This is a genomic window from Ectopseudomonas composti (genome assembly GCF_900115475.1).
In the GTDB taxonomy this organism is placed as follows: domain Bacteria; phylum Pseudomonadota; class Gammaproteobacteria; order Pseudomonadales; family Pseudomonadaceae; genus Aquipseudomonas; species Aquipseudomonas composti.
Genome location: NZ_FOWP01000010.1, coordinates 85,023 through 104,821, shown reverse-complemented (window position 1 = coordinate 104,821; position 19,799 = coordinate 85,023). Strand labels below are relative to the sequence as shown.

Annotated in this window: 19 protein-coding genes; 13 read left to right on the top strand and 6 right to left on the bottom strand. The window is 63.5% G+C overall.

Translation table 11 applies throughout. The features are described 5' to 3' along the window. Position 1: 1 nt before the first annotated feature. Genes mnhG through mbhE form a run of 6 tightly spaced genes read right to left on the bottom strand, consistent with a single transcriptional unit; the run spans position 2 to position 5,762 of the window. A complete protein-coding gene (gene mnhG / locus BM059_RS17810; protein ID WP_037001328.1) occupies positions 2-343 on the bottom strand; it encodes a monovalent cation/H(+) antiporter subunit G in 342 nt (113 codons plus the stop codon). Next, positions 340-651: a monovalent cation/H+ antiporter complex subunit F gene (locus BM059_RS17805; protein WP_017361651.1), complete on the bottom strand. Its 312-nt coding sequence runs from the start codon at positions 649-651 to the stop codon at positions 340-342. The genes mnhG and BM059_RS17805 overlap by 4 nt, the downstream gene beginning before the upstream one ends. Next, complete coding sequence (locus tag BM059_RS17800; RefSeq protein ID WP_074940616.1) at positions 648-1,145, bottom strand: Na+/H+ antiporter subunit E; 498 nt, start codon at positions 1,143-1,145, stop codon at positions 648-650. Before BM059_RS17800 ends, BM059_RS17805 begins: the two co-directional genes overlap by 4 nt. Beyond that, a complete protein-coding gene (locus BM059_RS17795) occupies positions 1,145-2,641 on the bottom strand; it encodes a proton-conducting transporter transmembrane domain-containing protein (protein ID WP_037001332.1) in 1,497 nt (498 codons plus the stop codon). Before BM059_RS17795 ends, BM059_RS17800 begins: the two co-directional genes overlap by 1 nt. Further along, positions 2,638-3,042, bottom strand: coding sequence for a sodium:proton antiporter (locus tag BM059_RS17790; protein ID WP_074940613.1), 405 nt, complete (start codon positions 3,040-3,042; stop codon positions 2,638-2,640). Before BM059_RS17790 ends, BM059_RS17795 begins: the two co-directional genes overlap by 4 nt. Beyond that, a complete protein-coding gene (gene mbhE, locus BM059_RS17785; protein ID WP_074940610.1) occupies positions 3,042-5,762 on the bottom strand; it encodes a hydrogen gas-evolving membrane-bound hydrogenase subunit E in 2,721 nt (906 codons plus the stop codon). The genes BM059_RS17790 and mbhE overlap by 1 nt, the downstream gene beginning before the upstream one ends. Positions 5,763-6,001: 239 nt before the next feature. Between mbhE and BM059_RS17780 the strand changes: the two genes are divergently transcribed. The 13 genes from BM059_RS17780 to BM059_RS17720 all read left to right on the top strand — a co-directional run bounded on the left by BM059_RS17780 (position 6,002) and on the right by BM059_RS17720 (position 19,792). Next, positions 6,002-7,147, top strand: a complete 1,146-nt coding sequence (locus BM059_RS17780) for a serine hydrolase domain-containing protein (RefSeq protein WP_074940608.1) — start codon at positions 6,002-6,004, stop codon at positions 7,145-7,147. Between the two features lie 82 nt (positions 7,148-7,229). Next, positions 7,230-7,883, top strand: a complete 654-nt coding sequence (locus BM059_RS17775; RefSeq protein WP_037001340.1) for an OmpA family protein — start codon at positions 7,230-7,232, stop codon at positions 7,881-7,883. Positions 7,884-7,964: 81 nt separating this feature from the next. Beyond that, the gene (gene pdxH / locus BM059_RS17770; RefSeq protein WP_037001341.1) at positions 7,965-8,612 is read left to right on the top strand and encodes a pyridoxamine 5'-phosphate oxidase; all 648 of its coding nucleotides are present in this window, start codon (positions 7,965-7,967) and stop codon (positions 8,610-8,612) included. A gap of 142 nt (positions 8,613-8,754) precedes the next feature. Continuing rightward, on the top strand, positions 8,755-9,282 hold the full coding sequence (locus BM059_RS17765) for a ProQ/FinO family protein (protein ID WP_074940605.1): 528 nt from the start codon (positions 8,755-8,757) through the stop codon (positions 9,280-9,282). Between the two features lie 215 nt (positions 9,283-9,497). After that, on the top strand, positions 9,498-10,625 hold the full coding sequence (locus BM059_RS17760; RefSeq protein WP_074940603.1) for a sugar diacid recognition domain-containing protein: 1,128 nt from the start codon (positions 9,498-9,500) through the stop codon (positions 10,623-10,625). A 185-nt stretch (positions 10,626-10,810) separates the two neighbouring features. Beyond that, a complete protein-coding gene (locus BM059_RS17755) occupies positions 10,811-12,178 on the top strand; it encodes a GntP family permease (protein WP_074940600.1) in 1,368 nt (455 codons plus the stop codon). A 229-nt stretch (positions 12,179-12,407) separates the two neighbouring features. Beyond that, the gene (locus BM059_RS17750; protein WP_074940599.1) at positions 12,408-13,541 is read left to right on the top strand and encodes a glycerate kinase; all 1,134 of its coding nucleotides are present in this window, start codon (positions 12,408-12,410) and stop codon (positions 13,539-13,541) included. A gap of 113 nt (positions 13,542-13,654) precedes the next feature. Continuing rightward, positions 13,655-14,116, top strand: coding sequence for an outer membrane lipoprotein (locus BM059_RS17745; protein WP_037001346.1), 462 nt, complete (start codon positions 13,655-13,657; stop codon positions 14,114-14,116). 296 nt (positions 14,117-14,412) lie between these two features. Continuing rightward, entirely contained in the window at positions 14,413-17,205 is a 2,793-nt protein-coding gene (locus BM059_RS17740) for a monovalent cation/H+ antiporter subunit A (RefSeq protein ID WP_074940596.1), read from the top strand. Position 17,206: 1 nt separating this feature from the next. Further along, positions 17,207-17,536, top strand: a complete 330-nt coding sequence (locus BM059_RS17735; RefSeq protein ID WP_037001348.1) for a Na+/H+ antiporter subunit C — start codon at positions 17,207-17,209, stop codon at positions 17,534-17,536. Next, the gene (locus BM059_RS17730) at positions 17,533-19,044 is read left to right on the top strand and encodes a monovalent cation/H+ antiporter subunit D (protein ID WP_074940594.1); all 1,512 of its coding nucleotides are present in this window, start codon (positions 17,533-17,535) and stop codon (positions 19,042-19,044) included. Before BM059_RS17735 ends, BM059_RS17730 begins: the two co-directional genes overlap by 4 nt. Continuing rightward, positions 19,041-19,538 carry a Na+/H+ antiporter subunit E gene (locus tag BM059_RS17725; RefSeq protein WP_074940591.1) on the top strand — a complete coding sequence of 166 codons (498 nt, stop codon included), beginning with the start codon at positions 19,041-19,043 and terminating at the stop codon, positions 19,536-19,538. The genes BM059_RS17730 and BM059_RS17725 overlap by 4 nt, the downstream gene beginning before the upstream one ends. After that, positions 19,523-19,792 carry a K+/H+ antiporter subunit F gene (locus BM059_RS17720; RefSeq protein WP_074940588.1) on the top strand — a complete coding sequence of 90 codons (270 nt, stop codon included), beginning with the start codon at positions 19,523-19,525 and terminating at the stop codon, positions 19,790-19,792. Before BM059_RS17725 ends, BM059_RS17720 begins: the two co-directional genes overlap by 16 nt. Positions 19,793-19,799: the final 7 nt, after the last annotated feature.

The following is a 19,799-nucleotide window of genomic DNA, read 5'->3' as shown; positions in this document are numbered from 1 at the left end:
TCTATTCACCACCCCTGTTGCGCTGTTCCAGCTCATCGCCCAGATGCCCCAGCGTAGGCCGAATGCCGGCGCGGTGAGCGGCGCGGGCGATGGCGTGAGCCGCCAGTGGAGCACTGGCCAGCAGGATCAGCAAACCGAGGAAGGCTTCCAAGGCGAGTTCGCCGCTGCTGGCCAAGGCCACGGCGCCAAGTAGCAGGACTGCTCCGAGCACGCCGGCCTTGCTTGCTGCGTGCATGCGGCTGTAGCTATCGGGCAGGCGCAGCACACCAATTGCGCCGAGCAGAGAAATCACTGCACCACTCAGTACCAGCAGCGACGCCAGCCAGGCTTGTACTTCGTTCATGGGCGCTCCTCGCGTTTCTCCGGCATCTGGCTATGTGCGTCGTCGAACAGGAAGGCAAAGGCCGCCGTGCCGAGAAACGACACCAGCGCCAACAGCACGGCGACGTCGAGGAACAGCGCTTCGCCGCGTATCAGGCACAGCAGGGCCATGGCGGCGACCGCCAGCAGAGTAAGGGCGTCGATGGCGACCGCGCGATCCGGGCGGCTCGGCCCGCGTAACAGGCGATACAGGGTGATCAGGCCGCTCAGGGCCAGCAGGGCGGCAGCCAGGGGCAATACCCAGGCGGCGCCAGCCAGGTGCAGGGTCATGGCGTTACTCCTTCGGCGTTGCCGGCGTCGAGCCAGGCCAGTAGGCGGCGCTCCAGCTCGACCAGCGTATCGGTCACGTCCTTGCGGCGGCGAGCATCGAGTGCGTGGATATAGAGCAGGCCTTGTTCCTCGTCGTAATCTAGGGCAAGGGTGCCGGGAGTCAGGGTCAGCAGCGTGCCGAGCAGAGTGACCTTGTTCAAGTCCCGGCGGGTTACCGGGTACGCCAGGATTGCCGGCTTCACCTCGACTCGACGCGCCAGTACCAGGGTGGCGACGTGGTAAGTCGCGAGAAAGACCTGGGCGATGAACCACAGGCAAAAACTGACCCCATGCTCCAGGCTGCGTGAGTAACGGCACAGGCGCGGAATTGCCAGCCCGAGCAGGCGGGCCAATAGGTAGAGTGAAGCGAAAGCCAGTAGGCCTCCACCCAGGTGACCTGCGTCCAGGCGCCAGGCCAGGCCTGCGCTGGCCAGCAGATGGATGAGAAACAGCATCAGTTACCTCCGGCGCCGATGAAGGGTTGCAGATAGGCCTGCGGATCGGCGAGCTGCGCGGCAGCTGCAACGGCATAGTCGATCAGCGGGCCGGCGCCCAGGCCGATCAGCACGGTCATCAGCGCCAGCGCGCTCATGCCCAGCCAGGCCGCACGCATGCCGCTGATCGGCTGAAGCGCCTCTTCACCCTGTGGGTGAGGTTTGAGGAATGCCTCGTTCCAGATCTTGTTCATCGACAGCAGGGTGAATACGCCGGTCAGCAGCGCGATGCCGGCTGCCCACCAGGCGGCAGCATCCAGGCTGGCCTTGACTAGCAGGAACTTGGCCCAGAAACCGGACAACGGCGGAATGCCCGCCAGCGACAATGCCGGAATGGCGAACAGCAGCGCCAGCCAGGGCATGCGCCGGTAGAGCCCGCCCATGTCGGCCAGGCGCTCGGAACCACAGATGCGCGCGGCCACACCGCCGATGAAGAACAGGTTGGCTTTCACCACGATGTGGTGGATCAGGTAGAACACCGCTCCAGCCAGCGCCAACGGCGTGGCCAGCGCCAGGCCGAGGATCATGTAACCGACCTGGCTGACGATGTGGAACGACAGGATGCGCCGTACTTCGGTCTGCGCCGCGGCGCCGAGCACGCCAACCAACATGGTGGCGCAGGCGACCCACAACAGCAGTTGATGCGGCAGGCCGTAGTCTGGCCAGAGCAGAGTCACCAGGCGGATCAGCGCGTACACGCCGACCTTGGTCAAGAGCCCTGCGAACATCGCCGAAACCGCCGTCAGGGCGACGTGGTAGGTGGCCGGCAGCCAGCCAAACACCGGGAACAGCGCGGCCTTGATGGCGAACGACAGCAGCATCAGCAGCAGCGCCGGTGTCACACCCGCTGGCGCCTCACCGCTGCGCATGATCACCGCCAGTTCGCCCATGTTCAGCGTGCCGCTGGCACCGTAGACCAGGCCGGCGGCGAGCAGAAAGATCAACGTAGCGAACAGGTTCAGGGCCACGTAGGTCATGCTGCCGGCCAGCCGGCGGCTGCCACCGCCGAGGGCCATCAGGGCGAAGGAGGCGATCAGCAGCACCTCGAACCAGACGTAGAGGTTGAAGATGTCGGCAGTGATGAAGGCGCCGCAGATACCGGTCAGCAGGCCCTGGATGAACAGGTGAAAGTCGCGGCCGACCTTGCTGTCGCTGTCCTTGGCGACGCCGTAGAGCAGGGTGACCAACGCGACCAGGGCGCTGATGGCGATCATCACCGCCGACAGCCGGTCGATCACCAGGCTGATGCCGAACGGCGCCTGCCAACTGCCGACCTGCCCGCTGAGCACCACGCCCTGTGCGGCCTGCCACACCAACACCAGGCCGACGGCCAGAAGCAGGGCGGCGCCGCTCAGGCTGAGCACGCGCACGGCCAGCAGGTGGCGGCGCAGGATGATCGCTAGCAGCAGGCTGCACAGGGGGACGAGGATTGGCGCGACGAGTAACGCGTGATTCATCGGCGCGCCTCCGCAGCGTTGGCGTCGCGTTCATGTTCGCCATCGTGCCAGTCCGGCGCGGGTTGCTCGGTGATCGCGCTGACCGAGTCGGTGGTCTTGTCGCCATGCAGTTCACGGGTGCGCTTGAGCAGCGCCAGGGCGAAGATGAACAGGCTGAAACCGATGACGATGGCGGTCAGCACCAGCGCCTGCGGCAACGGGTTGGCGGTACTGACCGCGTTGCCTGCCTCGACGAAGGCCGGGCGTTCACCGAAGAAGCGCCCGGCGGTGAGAACCCCCAGGTTGATGGCATTGCCCAGTACCACCACGCCCAGCACGACGCGTTTGAGGTTGCGATCCAGAAGCATCCACAGGCCCAGGCCTGCCAGGCATCCGGTGGTGATTGCAGCTAGCCATTCCATCAGTGGCGAACTCCCGTGAGCTTGTCGATCATGTGCAGGGCGGAGCCGAACACGGTGAGGAACACGCCAATGTCGAAGAGTAAGGGCGTGCCCAGCGGCAGCCCGCCGGGGAAGGTCCAGAGACCGGTGAGAAAGGCGCGACCGGCGATCAGGCCAAGCATGCCGGCGACCGCTGCGCAGCCCAGGCCGATACCGATCAGTTGTGCAGGCGCGACCGGCAGCACGCGGCGAATCTGCCCATGGCCATAGGTCAGCACCAGCAGGATCAGGCCGCAGGCCGCCACCAGGCCGCCGATGAAACCGCCGCCCGGCAGGTTGTGGCCGCGCCACAGCAGTAGCAGGGAAGTGGCCAGCATCAGCCAGGCCAATGGGCGCAGGCCCTGTCGTAGCAGAGGGGAGGTGAAGGCATCTTCACCGCTGTGTTCATTGCCGAAGCGCCGCCCGGTGCCCAGCAGGCTGGCCGCGGCGAGGGCAGAGAGGGCTACTACGAGGATTTCGCCGAGGGTATCGAAGGCGCGGAAGTCCACCAGGATCACGTTGACCACGTTATGGCCATGCCCGCCCGGCAAGCTGTTGGCCTGATACCACTGAGCGATTTCGCCCGGCAGCGGCAGGCTTACCGCCAGTAGCAACGCGCCGGTCACGCTGATGCCGAAGAGGATCGCCACGCTGGCGTGCAGGCGGCGCTTCCACGGCGTACGCGCGCCGCTGGCCGGAACCGTGGGCATCTTGCGGAACACCAGGGCGAGGAAGATCAGGCTGAGGGTTTCCACCATCAACTGGGTCATCGCCACGTCCGGTGCGTTGACCGAGACGAACACCAGCGCCAACCCCAGGCCGCATGCGCCGAGCGCCGCCAGCAGGGTAAGGCGGCCGGGCAGGAAGGCCGCCGCCACACCGCCTGCCAGCGCCAGCAGACAGCCGGCCAGGCCCAGCGGCGAGATGGGGCTGTAGCTGCCCTGCAGGACCTGTGGCAGAGCCGGTAGCAGACCAAAGGCGAGCAGGCCACCGACTGCCAGTGCCAGCAGTACCAGATGCTGACGCAAGGAACCATGCTGGAAGCGCGCGGCGAGCATCCCGGCGACGTGGAATACGCGCTTGAGCAGACGATCCCAGATCAGGTCGCCACTGACGTTCCACGCCGCGTTGGCGCGGTCGAGCAGGCGTCTGACCCGGTCGCGCATCAGGTAGAACAGCACCCCCAGGGAAACTGTCAGCAGGCTGGCCAGCAGCGCCGGCGTGATACCGCCCCAGAGGTAGAGGTTCACATCCACCGGGCCGCGTGCCACGGCTTGCACCGCATTGTTCACTAGCCAGGTTTCCGGCCAGGCATTCCAGGCGCCGAGAAGGAAGCCGCCAATGGCCAGCAGCATCGGCCCCAGCCACATCGGCAGGCCGACTTCATGCGGCGTGCGCGGATAGTCGCCACGCTTGCCGAGGAAGGTCTGCACGAACACCAGGCCGGCCGCGGCGAACAGCAGGGCATTGGTGAGAATCATCACCAGCGTCACCGCCCAGCCGATATGGCCCATCTCGATCAGGCCGGTGTACTTGAATTCCTTGGCGATGAAACCGAAGAACGGCGGCAGACCCGCGTTGGAGAATGCCGCCAGGGCCACGGCCGCACCGGTCAGCGGCATGAAGCGGATCAAGCCACCCAGGCGCGCCAGTTCACGGGTGCCGGTGGCGTGGTCGATGGCGCCGACGGCCATGAACAGCGCGCCTTTATAGAGGGAGTGCGCCACCAGATAGAGCACGAATGCCTGCAGGCCGTAGCTGGTGTTAGTGCCGATCAGCATGGTCAGTTGCCCGAGCACGGTGACCGTGGTGTAGGCCAGCAGACGCTTGAGGTCGGTCTGGCGGAAGGCGAGGAAGGCGCCCAGTACAGCAGTGGCTGCACCGAAAGTAATCAGCAGCGTGCCCCAGCCGACGGAGCCGCCGAGTACCGGGTTGAGGCGGGCCAGCAGATAGATACCGGCTTTGACCATGGTCGCCGAGTGCAGGTAGGCCGAAACCGGTGTTGGCGCGTTCATCGCGTTGGGCAGCCAGAGATGGAAGGGCACCTGCGCCGATTTGGTGAAGCAGCCCAGCAGCACCAGTCCGATGATCGCTGGCAGCAGCACGTGGCCTTCGATCTGCTCGGCACTGAGATCGGAAAACTGCCAGTTGCCGGTAGCGCCGCCGAGCAGGATCAGCCCTGCCAACAGTGCCAGGCCGCCACCGCCGGTGATCAGCAGCGCCTGTAGCGCCGCACGACGCGATACCGCTTTTTCGTGTTGGAAGCTGATCAGCAGGAAGGAGGCGATGCTGGTCAGCTCCCAGAACACGAACATCGCCACCAGATCGTCGGCCAGCACCAGGCCGAGCATGGCCAGCATGAACACCAGCAGATAGGCGTGGAAACGACCGAGGTGGGCGTGGCTGGACAGATAACTGCCGGCGTACAGCACGATCAGGCTGCCGATGCCGCTGATCAGAAGGGCGAACAGCAACGAGAGACCGTCCAGGCGCAGGCTCAGGTTGATATCCAGCGCCGGAATCCAGCTCACGCTTTGCATGATCGAATCGCCGTCGGCGATCAGCGGAACCTGCAGCACGAACCAGATGAACGCTGCCAGTGGCGCCAGCATCAGCAGCCAGCCGGTGCGAGCGCCCAATAGACGTGTCAGGCCGGGAGCCATGATGGCAGCCAGGGCAATCAGGGACAGTAGGTAAAACACTCGCTTCTCCTGTGCCGAGCATCGGATCTAGGGCTGCCGATAGACCTTGTGCTCAGCTACAGCTGGCGTATTCCGCGCTGAAACGGGATGCATGGCGTATAGGTCATATCAGGCCGCGCTTTTTTCAGCATAGAAAAAACCAATCGAAGGCCGCTATTTTATGAAGTTTCAGAACATTGCATGATAGGCGGCTGCCAGCATGGGCAGCCTTCGGTCAAGCAGCGAAACGGGAGAACAACGTGCAGATTCAGGGCTATTTCGACTTGCGCTTCGAGGCGGTAAGAGATGCGTTCGCCGCTCTGTTCGACGATAAGCAGGAGCGCGGCGCGGCCCTGTGCGTGAAGGTCGGCGGTGAAACCGTGATCGACCTGTGGGCCGGTGTGATGGACAAGGATGGCCAGCAGACCTGGCACAGCGACACTATCGCCAACCTGTTCTCCTGCACCAAACCCTTTGCTGCGGTGGTGGCTTTGCAACTGGTGGGCGAGGGCAAGCTCGACCTGGATGCGCCGGTAGCACGCTACTGGCCCGAGTTCGCGGCGGCCGGCAAGGGGCGCATCAGCGTGCGTCACCTGCTGTGCCATCAGGCCGGGTTGCCGGCGTTGCGTCAGGCGCTGCCCGCCGAAGCGCTGTACGACTGGCAGATCATGACCCGCGCACTGGCGGCCGAAGCACCCTGGTGGCCGCTGGGCGATGGCCATGGTTATGCGCCCATCACCTATGGCTGGCTGATCGGTGAGCTGATTCGCCGCGTGGAACAGCGCGGGCCGGGGGATAGTATCGCCGCACGCATCGCCAAACCGTTGCAGCTGGATTTCCATGTCGGCCTGGCCGATAGCGAATTTGATCGCGTTGCCCATATCGCTCGCGGCAAGGGCAATCTCGGCGATGCGGCAGCGCAACGCCTGCTCAAGGTGATGATGAGCGATGCCAGCGCCATGAGCACGCGCTCGTTCACCAACCCGCCATCGATCATGACCAGCACCAACAAGCCGGAATGGCGGCGTATGCAGCAGCCTGCCGCCAACGGTCATGGCAACGCGCGTAGCCTGGCGGGTTTTTACGCCGGTTTGCTCGACGGCAGCCTGCTCGATGCCGACTTGCTCGGTGAAATGACCCGTGAGCACAGTTTAGGGGATGACAAGACCCTGCTGACCCGCACGCGTTTCGGCCTGGGCTGCATGCTCGACCAGTCCGATGTGGCCAATGCCACCTACGGCATGGGGGCAAAGGCCTTCGGGCACCCCGGTGCCGGTGGTTCCAGTGGTTTTGCCGACCCGGAACGGGACCTCGCATTCGGTTTCGTTACCAACAATCTAGGACCGTTCGTCTTGATGGACCCCCGCGCGCAGAAACTTGCACGACAGATTGCGGACTGTATCTGATTGAAACGGCTAAACTTGCGCCAGCCGTTCAGTATCAACCATAACGAACCGACCATTAGATTTGTGTGACCCCGGGGGCTACATGCGTGCCAACAAGATTTTTGCCTTTACCTGCTGCCTGCTGATCGCGGGCTGCGCCGGCTCGGAAAAGAAGGAAGTCGCCAAGCCGGCAGTCATGCCACCGCCCCAGGTAACCCGCGCCTGGCTTGACGAGTACGAGCCGAAGCTGCGTGAGGCCGTGAAGGGCAGCCATTTCGAGTTCGAGCGCCGCGAGAACCTGCTGGTCGTCACTGCGCCAGTGCAGGGTTCCTTCAACCCGGATCGTCCGCAGATGCTGTTGCCGGTCAGCTTGGGCCCGATCACTCGCGTGGCCAAACTGCTGGAAACCGACCAGGACATCGCCGTGGTCGTGCTCGGTCATGCCGACAGCAGCGGCGACGACGGGAAGAACCGCGAACTCAGCCAGCAGCGTGCACGAGCCGTGACCTCGATTTTCCGTCTCAGTGGTCTCAAGCAGAACCGCCTACAGGTCATGGGCCTGGGGTCTGACGCACCACGCGCCGCCAATGACAGTGCTGCCGGTCGTGCGCTCAACCGCCGCGTGGAAATCCTCCTGACCTCGCGTGACACCATGCAGGGGCTGATCGCCAAATACAGTCAGCCGGCCAAGGCAGAGCTGAAAGACGCGCCCAAGGTAGCTGCTGTAGATCAAGGAAAGCAGGGCAAGTCGGAGTAAGCTTGCGGGCATTTCCACCCTGCGCGGGCAGGCACTAGAAACCGTACGGATTGGTTTCTTGCTCTGCCCTGAGGAATTGCCATGACCCAAACCCTGGCCGATATGCGCCGCGACTACACCCGTGACGGCCTGAGCGAAGCCCAGGCCCCGCTGGAGCCCTTTGCCCTGTTTCGTCAGTGGTTCGATGACGCGGTCAAGACCGAGCAACTGCCGGTCGAACCCAACGCCATGAGCCTGGCTACTGTCGATGAACAGGGCCGCCCTCATTGCCGTGTGCTGTTGCTCAAGGGCCTCGATGAGCGAGGCTTCACCTTCTTCAGCAACTACGACAGTGCCAAGGGTCGCCAGATGACGGCTCGTCCCTTTGCCGCGATGACCTTCTTCTGGCCCAGTCTGGAGCGTCAGGTGCGCATCGAAGGCCGCATCGAGCGCGTGACGGCTGCCGAATCCGATGGTTACTACCAGGTGCGTCCTTTGGGCAGCCGTATCGGTGCCTGGGCTTCGCCGCAGAGCAAGGTGATTCGTGATCGCGCCGAGCTCGAAGGCCTGCTTGCCGAGACCGAAAAACGCTTCCTCAACCAGACACCACATTGCCCGCCGCATTGGGGGGGGTACCGCCTGCTGCCGGAGCGCATCGAATTCTGGCAGGGACGACCGAGCCGTCTGCATGACCGCCTCAACTATCGCCTGCAGGGCGAGGCCTGGCTTCGCGAACGTCTGGCGCCTTAATGGGCAAACGTCTTGACGGGACTGTTTTCACGGCTTGTCCATCACCTGCCACCGAACATGTCAGCAGCCGATGGGGCTGTACGAAACGAGCACATAAGATAACCTTGCGCCACGAACCAACCAGGACGCTGCGAACCGAACGATGGGTTTTGAACAATTAGCCGAGCTACGTGACCGCCTGCGGGCCGAGAAAAAGCAGGTAGAGCAGGTACAGCAGGTAAAAACCGAAAGCGCGAAGCCGCAAAAGCGCAAGCAAGCGCCCAAAGCCAAGCTGCGCGAGCAGGATCCAGCCGTCGAGGCGATCTGGAGGTTGCAGAAGCACTTCCCCTTGGCTTTCCCGGTCAATCCGGCACCCAAGGTGCCCTTGAAGGAGGGCATTCTCAAGGACGCCGAGCAGCATCTGTCGCTGCTGGGTATCAACCTCGAGCAGCTCAAACTGGGCATTGCTGCCTGGTGCCGGGGCGGGCGTTATTGGTCGGCGATGACCGAGAATGCACCGCGCCTGGACCTGCAAGGCCAACCGGTTGGCGCGGTGACGGCGGCTCAGGCATTGCATGCCAAGCAGCAGGCCAGGCGGCATCGCATGGAAGCGCGGCGTAACCAGGCCAAGGCGAAAGCGCCGGCAGACGACAAGGCCGCCGAGAGCGCTGCAGCGCCTGCTGCGGAGTAAATCCCAGGGATGTCCTGAAGAAGCCATTTATCGTCACTCCCACGAAGGCGGGAGCCCAGGTGATTTGCCGGCTCTGGATTATTGCCTGGTGCGGGAATGACGGTTTTTCAGCGTTTCTCTGGTTGCCCGAAGGTTTCGTCGGCGCCGCGAAGGGTACTTCGTGAGGCGCCGCTGACACGCCTACAATAGCGGCCTCATCCGCGAGGCCGCTTCCGATGCTCGAACTCGACTCCACCCTGGCGCAGCATATCGTCGACCGCGCCATGGCCATTCTGCCGCACAACATAAACGTGATGGATGCGCAGGGCATGATCATCGGCAGCGGCGACCCCAGCCGTTTGCACACCCGTCATGAAGGCGCGCAACTGGTGCTGGCCAACCGTCGCGTCGTGGAGATCGACGCGCAGGCGGCGGCTTGCCTGCGTGGGGTCAAGCCTGGCGTCAACCTGCCGTTGCTGCATGCCGAGCGCCTGATCGGCGTGCTCGGCATCACCGGTGATCCTGAAATCGTGCGCCCCTATGCGGAGTTGGTGCGCATGGCCGCCGAAATGCTGGTCGAGCACCGCGTGTTGCAGGCCGAGCGGCATTGGCAGCGGCATCAGCAGGAGGCCTGGTTGCGCCAACTGCTCGACTCGCAGTTGCGTCTGTCCAGTCTCGAGGCCGATGCCGAGCGCCTGGGTCTGCAGCTCACCTGGCCGCGCCAGATATGTCTGCTGCAACTGAGCGCTGAGGGCGACCCACTGCCACGCCAGGCCCGCCTGCTGGCGGCGTTGGGTGGCAAGAGCGAGCACCTGATCGCACCACTCGGACGCCACGAGCTGCTTTGGTGCCGGCCCTACAGCGTCACGCGCGATGATCGCGCCTGGTTGCAGCAGGCCGACGAGCGCGAGTGGGGCGTGCGCTCGCTGGCGCTCAGTGATCGGCTGCATGATCTGACCGAGCTGCGGCAGGCCAGCCTGGTCCTGCGTGATCTGCAGGCCTATGGCCAGGCACGCTTTCCCGAGCGTCGCCTGTTGCGCCTGGATGAGTTGCGTTTGCCGACGTTGCTCTACGCTCAGCGCCATAGCTGGCTGCTGCAGGGCTGGCTGGCACCCTTGCGCCAGGTGCTGGCGCAGGACCCGCAAGGCACGCTGCGTGCGACCCTGGAGGCCTGGTGCGCCCACGACGGCCAGGTACAGACCTGTGCCCAGGCGTTGGGCATTCATCGCAATACCCTGCGCTACCGTCTGGAACGCATAGCCGAACTCAGTGGCCTGGACCTCAATCGGCTGGATCAGCGTCTGCAGCTATCCTTGGGCCTGGGCCTGCTCGAGCCCGAGGTCGTGCCGTCGAGTACTCGGTGAGGCTTGTCAGGCTGAACCAGGTGGAAATAAGGCTTTGTGCGGCTGCACAGGCTGCTTTGCTTGGTGCTGGTTATTTTGGTGCTGGTGCACAGGGCTAGGCGCGACGGGCTGAGCCACAATGTGGCGCCTGTCGGCATTCCAATCCGGGCCACGCGCCCGCCATAACAACAATGAGGAGACTGGTCATGGGCCTGGTCCTGATCCTGGTGGCACTGATTGCATTCATCGTGCTGTCCACTACCCGTTTGAAATTGCACCCCTTCCTGGCATTGCTGGCCGCTGCGCTGATTGCTGGCTTCGTCTACCAGCTGCCCAGCGGCGAAATCATCAAGACCATGACTGCCGGCTTCGGCGGCATTCTCGGTTACATCGGCATCGTCATCGTTCTCGGCACCATCATCGGGGTGATCCTCGAGCGCAGTGGCGCTGCCATCACCATGGCTGAAACGGTCATTCGTCTGCTGGGACAGCGTTTCCCCACGCTGACCATGTCGATCATCGGCTATCTGGTATCGATTCCGGTGTTCTGCGACTCCGGCTACGTAATTCTCAACTCGCTGAAAAATGCCCTGGCTGCGCGCATGAAGGTGTCCGTGGTGGCCATGAGCGTTGCCTTGGCGACTGGCCTGTACGCCACCCACACCTTCGTTCCTCCGACTCCAGGGCCGATTGCCGCTGCAGGTAACCTGGGACTGGAGACTTCGCTGGGCCTGGTAATCCTGGTCGGTCTGCTGGTCGCAGCTGTCACCGCGTTTGCCGGCATGCTGTGGGCCAACTGTTTCCTCAAACAGAACGATCACGAACTGCTGGAAGAGGCGCCGAGCGAACTGCTGGCCGACAACGTCGACTTCGATGCGCTGCGTGCTCGCTACGGCAAGCTGCCCAGCGCCTGGCAGGCGTTCTCGCCGATCTTCGTGCCGATCATCCTGATCTGCCTCGGTTCGGTCGCGGCTTTCCCGAGTAAACCTTTCGGTACTGGTGTTTTCTTCGATGTGCTGAGTTTCCTCGGTCAGCCGGTTGCCGCGCTGCTGGTCGGCCTGGTGCTGGCGTGCTCGCTGCTCAAGGGCGAGGGCAAGCGTCAGCAGTTCCATGATCACGTGGCTCATGGCCTGAAAGAGGCGGCGCCGATCCTGCTGATCACCGGTGCCGGTGGTGCCTTCGGGGCCATCCTCAAGGCCACCGCACTGACTGGTTATCTGGGTGACACCCTGTCTGCCCTGGGCATCGGCTTGTTCATGCCGTTCCTGGTAGCTGCTGCGCTGAAGAGTGCTCAGGGGTCTTCCACCGTCGCGCTGGTCACTACCTCGGCGATGGTCGCGCCGCTGCTCGGCAACCTGGGGCTCGATAGCGAGATGGGCCGCGTGCTGACGGTCATGGCCATTGGTGCAGGCGCCATGACCGTTTCCCACGCCAACGACAGCTTCTTCTGGGTGGTGACCCAGTTCAGCCGCATGAAGGTGGCGACCGCTTACCGTGCCCAGACCATGGCGACCCTGATCCAGGGTATTGCCGGTATGGCCGCTGTGTGGCTGCTGAGCCTGGTTTTGCTGTAATCCCGCTTTAACAGACCGTTCAAAAACTACCTGCGTTGCCATTGCTACGTTAAAAACAGGCTCAAAATGCTCATTTACCGCTCGTAAAGTCGAGCGCGACTCCGACCGTTTTTCGCCTGTTTTTGCGGGGCCGCCATCGGTATTGCACTGACTGCCTCGCCTACGTTTTTCAACGGTCTGTAACCGCAGGCGACCAGAAGGTCGCCTGCCTCCTTTCGAGGTTCCTATCATGAAAATCGTCATCGCTCCCGACTCCTTCAAGGAGAGCCTTAGCGCGCCCGATGTGGCCGCTGCCATCGCACGCGGTTGGCAGCAGGTGTTTCCCGAGGCCGAGTGCCTGCTGCGGCCAATGGCCGATGGCGGCGAGGGTACGGTCGATGCGCTACTGGCTGCCGTCGGCGGCGAGCGCCGCGAGTGTGAGGTGTGTGGCCCTATGGGTGAGCCGGTCAAGGCGCATTGGGGCTGGTTGGGGCAGGGCACTGCAGTGATCGAGATGGCGGCTGCCAGCGGCCTGCACTGGGTCCCGCATGAGCAGCGTGATGCGCGCCTGGCCAGCAGCTTCGGCACGGGCGAGCTGATCCGCGAGGCGCTGGACGCCGGTGCTACACGTATCATCCTTGGGTTGGGCGGCAGTGCCACCAACGACGCTGGCATGGGCCTGCTGCAGGCGTTGGGGATACGTTTTCTCGACACTCAAGGGTGTGAGCTGGCGCCGGGGGGCGCCGCTCTTGCCGATCTCGATCAGCTCGATCTGGGTGATCTCGATGCGCGCCTGCTCAACGTGCAGGTCGAGGTGGCTGCTGACGTCGACAACCCCTTGTGTGGGCCGCGCGGCGCCTCCGCTGTGTTCGGTCCGCAGAAGGGCGCGACGCCTGAGCATGTCGCGCAGCTCGACACGGCCCTCGGTCGCTTCGCTCGTATCGTTGCGGCGACACTGGGCGAGGATCATGCCGAGTTTCCGGGCGCTGGCGCCGCTGGCGGCCTTGGCTTCGCCGCTCGCGCCTTCCTCAAGGCGAGCTTCCGCCCAGGTATCGAGTTGGTGGCCGAGCTCTCCGGCCTTGCTGCCGCCGTCGAAGGCGCCGACCTGGTCATCACCGGGGAAGGGCGCATGGATGCCCAGACCCTGCATGGCAAAACGCCGGTCGGTGTGGCGCGCGTTGCGCGCGCCGCCGGGGTGCCGGTCATCGCGTTATCCGGTAGTCTGGGCGACAACTATCAGGCGCTGTACGAGGCCGGTATCGAGGCTGCATTCAGCCTGGCCCCCGGGCCGCTGTCGCTGGAGCAGGCCATGGCTGGCGCAGCGGGCGAGCTGCAGGCACGTACCACGGATATCGCTCGACTCTGGCGCCTCGCGCGGGCCTGATGGACGAACCTAGCTGAACTCGGTCTGTCTGAAACTATTATTGTTCAGACTCGGTCGTGACAGTTGCTCGTCCCCGGCGTCTAATGGATCGAGATACCTCTGGAGGAATTGCTATGCGTAAACCCACTCTGCTCATCACCTCGCTGGCCGCATTACTGGCCCTTGGCGGTTGCCAGTCCAGCCTGACCGGCGACACCTACAGCCGCGACGAGGCCCGAGCGGTGCAAACGGTGCGCATGGGTACCATCGAGTCACTGCGTCCAGTGAAGATCGAAGGTACCAAGACGCCAATCGGTGCCGGTGCCGGTGCTGTGGTCGGCGGTATCGGTGGCAGTGGTCTCGGTGGCGGCCGTGGTAGCGCGGTTCTGGCGGTAGTCGGCGCCGTCGCCGGTGGTCTGCTCGGCGCCGCCGCTGAAGAAGGCCTGACCCGTACCCAGGGCGTGGAAATCACCGTACGCGAAGACGATGGCACCATGCGTGCCTACGTGCAGGAAGTCGAGCCGAATCAGGTATTCCGCGTCGGTGAGCGCGTGCGCATCATGACCGTCAACGGTACCAGCCGCGTTACTCACTGATCGATGCAAGCAGGCCGGAGCAGCTTGGGTTGCTCCGGCTTTTTTGTGGCCATCGCTATAGTGATGGACGGTTGCCGGAGGCACTCCGGGCTGTTCGCATGTTACCAAGTGTGTTTTACGCTAGTTCAATGCATGACGTTGCGTTGATAGTTATGGATAATCGGCCGTTATGCTTGTGCCGACAACGACTTAGCTGATCCGTTGTGGTGCATGGAATATCACCGTCAGGGAGTTGCGACTCCAATTCTCGTCGTTGGGTCTGCAAGCCCGACGTGCCTGCATAAGGGGTTTTGCCGATGGCGCTTGCGCTGATTGTCGCCTTGCCATTTCTTGGGTTGTTTCTGCCGGTGCTGGCCGACCGGCTCGGACGCTCTGCCTGCGCCGCTGCTGCGGCTATAGCGCCCATCTTGGCGCTGGTGCTGCTGTTCAATCATCAATCAGCGGTGTTCGCGGGTGAGGTGCTGCGAGTCAAACTGGAGTGGCTGCCGCATCTGGGCCTGAATCTCAGTCTACGCCTCGATGGTCTGGGCTTCCTGTTCGCCCTGCTGATTCTCGGCATCGGCTTGCTGGTGATTCTCTACGCTCGTTATTACCTGGCCAAAACCGAGCCAATGGGGCGTTTCTTCGCCTTCCTGCTGCTGTTCATGGGCGCCATGCTCGGCGTGGTGCTGTCGGAAAATCTGCTGCTGATGCTGATGTTCTGGGAGCTGACCAGTCTCTCGTCGTTCCTGCTCATCGGTTTCTGGGGCTCGCGCTCCGATGCTCGCAAGGGCGCGCGCATGGCGCTGGCGATCACTGGCGGCGGTGGTCTGGCGCTGCTCGCCGGTATCCTGCTGATCGGCCACATCGCCGGTAGCTTCGAGCTGTCTCAGGTACTGGCCGCTGGCTACGCGATCCGCGCGCATGAGCTGTATCCAGTGGCGCTGGTGCTGGTGCTGCTGGGCGTGTTCACCAAGTCGGCGCAGTTCCCGTTCCATTTCTGGCTGCCGCACGCCATGGCCGCGCCGACCCCGGTATCGGCCTATCTGCACTCGGCGACCATGGTCAAGGCCGGGGTATTCCTGCTGGCGCGTCTGTACCCGGCGCTGGCTGGTTCCGAGTGGTGGTTCTACATGGTCAGCCTGACCGGCCTGACCACGCTGCTGGTGGGGGCGTGCATGGCGCTGTTCCAGCACGACCTCAAGGGGCTGCTGGCCTATTCGACCATCAGTCACCTGGGCCTGATCACCCTGCTGTTCGGCCTGGATACCCAACTGGCCGCGGTCGCAGCGGTGTTCCACATCATCAACCATGCGACCTTCAAGGCCTCGCTGTTCATGGCGGCCGGCATCATCGACCACGAAACCGGCAGCCGCGACATGCGACGAATAAACGGTTTGTGGAAGTACATGCCGCATACGGCAGTGTTGGCAATGGTCGCGGCTTCGGCCATGGCCGGTGTACCGCTGCTCAACGGCTTCCTGAGCAAGGAAATGTTCTTCACAGAAACCTTGCACCAGCACCTGCTGGGCGGTTTCAACTGGGTGATTCCTGCCGCTGCGACCCTGGCCGGGGTGTTCTCGGTGGCCTATTCGCTGCGCTTCATCCACGACGTGTTCTTCAACGGCGAGCCGATCGATTTGCCCAAGTACCCGCCGCATGAGCCGCCGCGCTACATGAAGGTGCCGGTCGAGGTGCTGGTATTCCTCTGCCTGCTGGTGGGCGTGGTTCCAGCCTACACGGTGGCACCACTACTGGCTGCCGCCGCGTCTTCGACCCTCGGCGGTGAGCTGCCCGAGTACAGTCTGGCGGTGTGGCACGGACTCAACCTACCGCTACTGATGAGTTTCGTCGCTCTGTTTGGTGGGATCATCGTCTACGCCTGTCGCAAGCCGCTGTTCCGCTGGTATGAAGGTTTGCCCAACCTCGATGCCAAGGACGCCTTCGACCAGGTGGTGCGCTACACGACGCGTCTGTCCGTACGCATCACCGCGTTTCTGGAGTGCGGTTCGCTGCAGCGCTACCTGGCCTGGATGCTCGGCAGTGCTCTGACCCTGGTGGTGATCGCGCTGTCGCCTCTCGAGCAGTTGACCGGTAGCGTGGAGATGACGCCGATCGATCCGCTGACAACGGTTGGCATGCTGATTCTGATGGTGACAGCGGTGCTGACCGTGGTCTTCCATCGCCGTCGCCTGGTCGCGTTGATGATCCTCAGCGGCGCCGGCCTGATGGTGGCGCTGGCCTTCGCCCGTTTCTCCGCTCCGGACCTGGCGCTGACTCAGCTGTCGGTCGAAGTGGTGACCATTATCCTGCTGATGCTCACGCTGTATTTCATGACCGATCGTACACCGGCAGAGTCCAGCAGCCTGCGCGGCCTGCGAGATATGGTCCTGGCGCTGGGCAGCGGCACCATGGTCTCCATGCTGACCTACGCCGTGCTGACGCGTCCCTACGAGAGCATCTCCTCGTACTTTCTCGAGAACAGCGTCTCCGGGGGCGGCGGTACCAACGTGGTCAACGTGATCCTGGTGGACTTCCGCGGTTTCGATACCCTGGGCGAGATCACCGTGCTGGCAATCGCTGGCATCGGCATCTACGCGCTGCTGCATGGCCTGCACCTGCCGCATCCGACCCACGACAAGAATGGTCGCCCGTGGTCCACCGATGCGCACCCGATGATCCTCGACAACCTGGCGCGTGCCATGTTGCCGATGGCGCTGCTGATTTCGGCGTTCATTTTCCTGCGTGGCCACAATCTGCCGGGTGGCGGCTTCATTGCCGGCCTGATCACCTCGGTGGCGCTGATTCTGCAGTACATCTCCCACGGCGTGACCTGGACTCAGGAACGCCTCAAGTTCAGCTATCACGCCACCGCCGGTTGGGGTGTGCTGATCGCCGGTTTGACCGGTCTGGGCAGCTGGGCCTTCGGCTCGCCGTTCCTGACGTCGGCGTTCGGTCATTTCCATATCCCGCTGATCGGTGAAATCGAACTGGCCACCGCCATCCTCTTCGATCTCGGGGTGTACCTGGCCGTCGTCGGCGCCACCTTGCTGATTCTTTCCAACCTCGGCCATGTCAGTCAGGACGAGTCGTGCAAGGAGGTCATCTGATATGGAGGCTGTATTCGCAATCACCCTTGGGGTACTGACCGCCAGCGGCGTCTACCTGTTGCTGCGGGCGCGTATTTTTCCGGTGGTGATGGGGCTGACCCTGATCTCCTACGCGGTCAACCTGTTCATCTTCTCCATGGGCCGCCTCGGTACAGGCGTGCCGGCCGTGATCGGCAAGAGCGCCGAGTACGGTGACCCACTGCCGCAGGCTCTGGTGCTGACTGCGATCGTCATTGGCTTTGCCATGACAGCGTTCGTGGTGGTGCTGGCGCTACGTGGCATGGGTGAGCTGAAAACCGATCACGTCGATGGCGAGGAGCCGCGCGCATGAGTCACGCCATCATCCTCCCCATCCTGCTGCCGATGTTCTTCGGTGCGCTGTTGCTGGTCGGTCACAGCTGGTCGCGCGAGGTCAAGCGGGGTATCTCCCTGGTCGGTTGCCTGGCGTTGCTGCCGGTCTGTCTGTACCTGGTGCAACTGGCCGGGACCGGGCAACTGCAGGTTTATGCCCTGGGCAACTGGGCGCCGCCGTTCGGCATCATGCTGCTGCTCGACCGCTTCAATGCGGCGCTGCTGCTGCTGACTTCGGTGCTGGCCGGCTTCGCCCTGATCTACGCCTGCCGTGGCGAGGACGAGCGTGGGCCGAACTTCCATGCGTTGTTCCAGTTTCAACTGCTGGGCATCAACGGTGCGTTCCTCACCGCCGACCTGTTCAACCTGTTCGTGTTCTTCGAGATACTGCTGATCTCGTCCTACGCGCTGCTGCTGCATGGCAACCGCGCCAGCCAGGTCAAGGCTGGCGTGCATTACGTGGTGCTCAACCTGCTGGGTTCGTCATTCTTCCTGATCGGCGTCAGCCTGCTGTATGGCCTGACCGGCACCCTGAACATGCCGGACCTGGCTGCGCGCGTGGCCAGCGCCAATGTCGCTGACGCGCCGCTGCTCAAGGCCGCCGCCTATCTGCTGCTGATCGTCTTCGGTCTCAAGGCCGCCGTGCTGCCGCTGTGCTTCTGGTTGCCGCGTGCCTACGCCGCGGCGCCTGCTTCGGTGGCGGCGCTGTTCGCGATCATGACCAAGGTAGGCTTCTACGCCATCGTGCGCGTGTTCACCCTGGTGTTCGGCGAGCAGGCTGGGCCGCTGGCCAATCTTGGCCATGAGCTGCTCTGGTGGCTGGCACTGCCGACCATTGCTTTTGGTGTGATCGGTGCCCTGGGTGCGCGTCAGTTGCAGGCGTTGCTGGCGTATCTGGTGCTGGTCTCGGTGGGCACGCTGATGGCTGGTTTCGCCATCGGTAGCCCGGCGGCTTTGAGCGCCGCGCTTTACTACATGTTGCACAGCACGCTGATCAGCGCCGCGCTGTTCCTGCTGGCGGGCCTGGTGGTTGCCCAGCGTGACAGCGCCGGAGGTGATCTGCAGCAGGAGCGCGTGCTGCGCCAGCCACTGGTGCTGGGTTGCATGTTCTTCTTCGCCTCGATTTCCGTGGCGGGTCTGCCGCCGTTCTCCGGGTTCCTCGGCAAGATGCTGCTGCTGCGCGCGGCAGAGCCGGGCTGGCAGGCCTGGAGCCTGTGGCCTGTGGTACTGATCGGCGGTCTGCTGACGCTGGTGGCTCTGAGCCGCGCCGGTACCAGCCTGTTCTGGCTGGGTCAGCAGGCAGATGGCAAACCTTCGACTGCCGAGCCGGCTGAGCGGGTGAGCCTCCTGGCTGCGCTGGGCCTGTTGCTGGCCAGCCCGCTGCTGATGATCGCTGCCGCTCCGATAATGGCGTATCTGGAGGCTGCCGCGGCGCAGTTGCTCGATCTGCAACCCTACCTGTCGATCATCACCGGAGGTGCGGCATGAAGCGTTTTTTCCCACACCCGCGGATGACGTTGCTGTTGGCGGTGCTCTGGTTGCTCCTGGTCAACACCTTGAACCTTGGCCACATCCTGCTCGGGCTGTTCCTGGGCTGGGCAATCGTGCACCTCTGCGGCACTTTCCTGCTGACCGTGCCGAAGGTGCGCAAACCCTTGGGGCTGCTGCTGTTCATCGGCAAGGTGTTCTACGACATCGTGGTGGCCAATCTGCAGGTGGTGAAGCTGGTGCTGGGGCCGAAGTCACGGCTCAATCCGGCATTCGTCGAGGTGCCAGTCGAGATCGAGGATGAGTTCGTCCTGTCGACTCTGGCCTGCATCATTTCGCTGACCCCCGGTACCGTTTCCGCGGGGCTCAGCTCCGACCACAAGACCCTGTTGCTGCACGGGCTCGACGTGCCGGATCACGACGAGCTGATCGCCACGGTCAAGAACCGTTACGAAACGCCGCTGCTGGAGATTTTCGAATGCTCGAGAACGTAGTCTTTCTGTGCATGGGCATCATCACACTGGCCATGCTGCTCAATGTCGCGCGTCTGGTCGAAGGGCCGAGCATGGTCGACCGCGTGCTGGCGCTGGATACCCTGTACATCAACGCATTGGCGCTGATCGTATTGTTCGGCATCTGGCTGGCATCGGATCTGTTCTTCGAAGCCGCGCTGCTGATCGCGGTGATGGGTTTCGTCGGCACGGTCGCGGTAGGTAAGCACCTGCTGCACGGCGACATCATCGATTAAGGGGGAA

Bases quoted from the DNA above. Each gene is read 5' to 3' on its own strand.
- mnhG (WP_037001328.1), bottom strand. From the start codon at position 343: ATGAACGAAGTACAAGCCTGGCTGGCGTCGCTGCTGGTACTGAGTGGT.
- BM059_RS17805 (WP_017361651.1), bottom strand. From the start codon at position 651: ATGACCCTGCACCTGGCTGGCGCCGCCTGGGTATTGCCCCTGGCTGCC.
- BM059_RS17800 (WP_074940616.1), bottom strand. From the start codon at position 1,145: ATGCTGTTTCTCATCCATCTGCTGGCCAGCGCAGGCCTGGCCTGGCGC.
- BM059_RS17795 (WP_037001332.1), bottom strand. From the start codon at position 2,641: ATGAATCACGCGTTACTCGTCGCGCCAATCCTCGTCCCCCTGTGCAGC.
- BM059_RS17790 (WP_074940613.1), bottom strand. From the start codon at position 3,042: ATGGAATGGCTAGCTGCAATCACCACCGGATGCCTGGCAGGCCTGGGC.
- BM059_RS17775 (WP_037001340.1), top strand. From the start codon at position 7,230: ATGCGTGCCAACAAGATTTTTGCCTTTACCTGCTGCCTGCTGATCGCG.
- pdxH (WP_037001341.1), top strand. From the start codon at position 7,965: ATGACCCAAACCCTGGCCGATATGCGCCGCGACTACACCCGTGACGGC.
- BM059_RS17765 (WP_074940605.1), top strand. From the start codon at position 8,755: ATGGGTTTTGAACAATTAGCCGAGCTACGTGACCGCCTGCGGGCCGAG.
- BM059_RS17760 (WP_074940603.1), top strand. From the start codon at position 9,498: ATGCTCGAACTCGACTCCACCCTGGCGCAGCATATCGTCGACCGCGCC.
- BM059_RS17755 (WP_074940600.1), top strand. From the start codon at position 10,811: ATGGGCCTGGTCCTGATCCTGGTGGCACTGATTGCATTCATCGTGCTG.
- BM059_RS17750 (WP_074940599.1), top strand. From the start codon at position 12,408: ATGAAAATCGTCATCGCTCCCGACTCCTTCAAGGAGAGCCTTAGCGCG.
- BM059_RS17745 (WP_037001346.1), top strand. From the start codon at position 13,655: ATGCGTAAACCCACTCTGCTCATCACCTCGCTGGCCGCATTACTGGCC.
- BM059_RS17740 (WP_074940596.1), top strand. From the start codon at position 14,413: ATGGCGCTTGCGCTGATTGTCGCCTTGCCATTTCTTGGGTTGTTTCTG.
- BM059_RS17735 (WP_037001348.1), top strand. From the start codon at position 17,207: ATGGAGGCTGTATTCGCAATCACCCTTGGGGTACTGACCGCCAGCGGC.
- BM059_RS17730 (WP_074940594.1), top strand. From the start codon at position 17,533: ATGAGTCACGCCATCATCCTCCCCATCCTGCTGCCGATGTTCTTCGGT.
- BM059_RS17725 (WP_074940591.1), top strand. From the start codon at position 19,041: ATGAAGCGTTTTTTCCCACACCCGCGGATGACGTTGCTGTTGGCGGTG.
- BM059_RS17720 (WP_074940588.1), top strand. From the start codon at position 19,523: ATGCTCGAGAACGTAGTCTTTCTGTGCATGGGCATCATCACACTGGCC.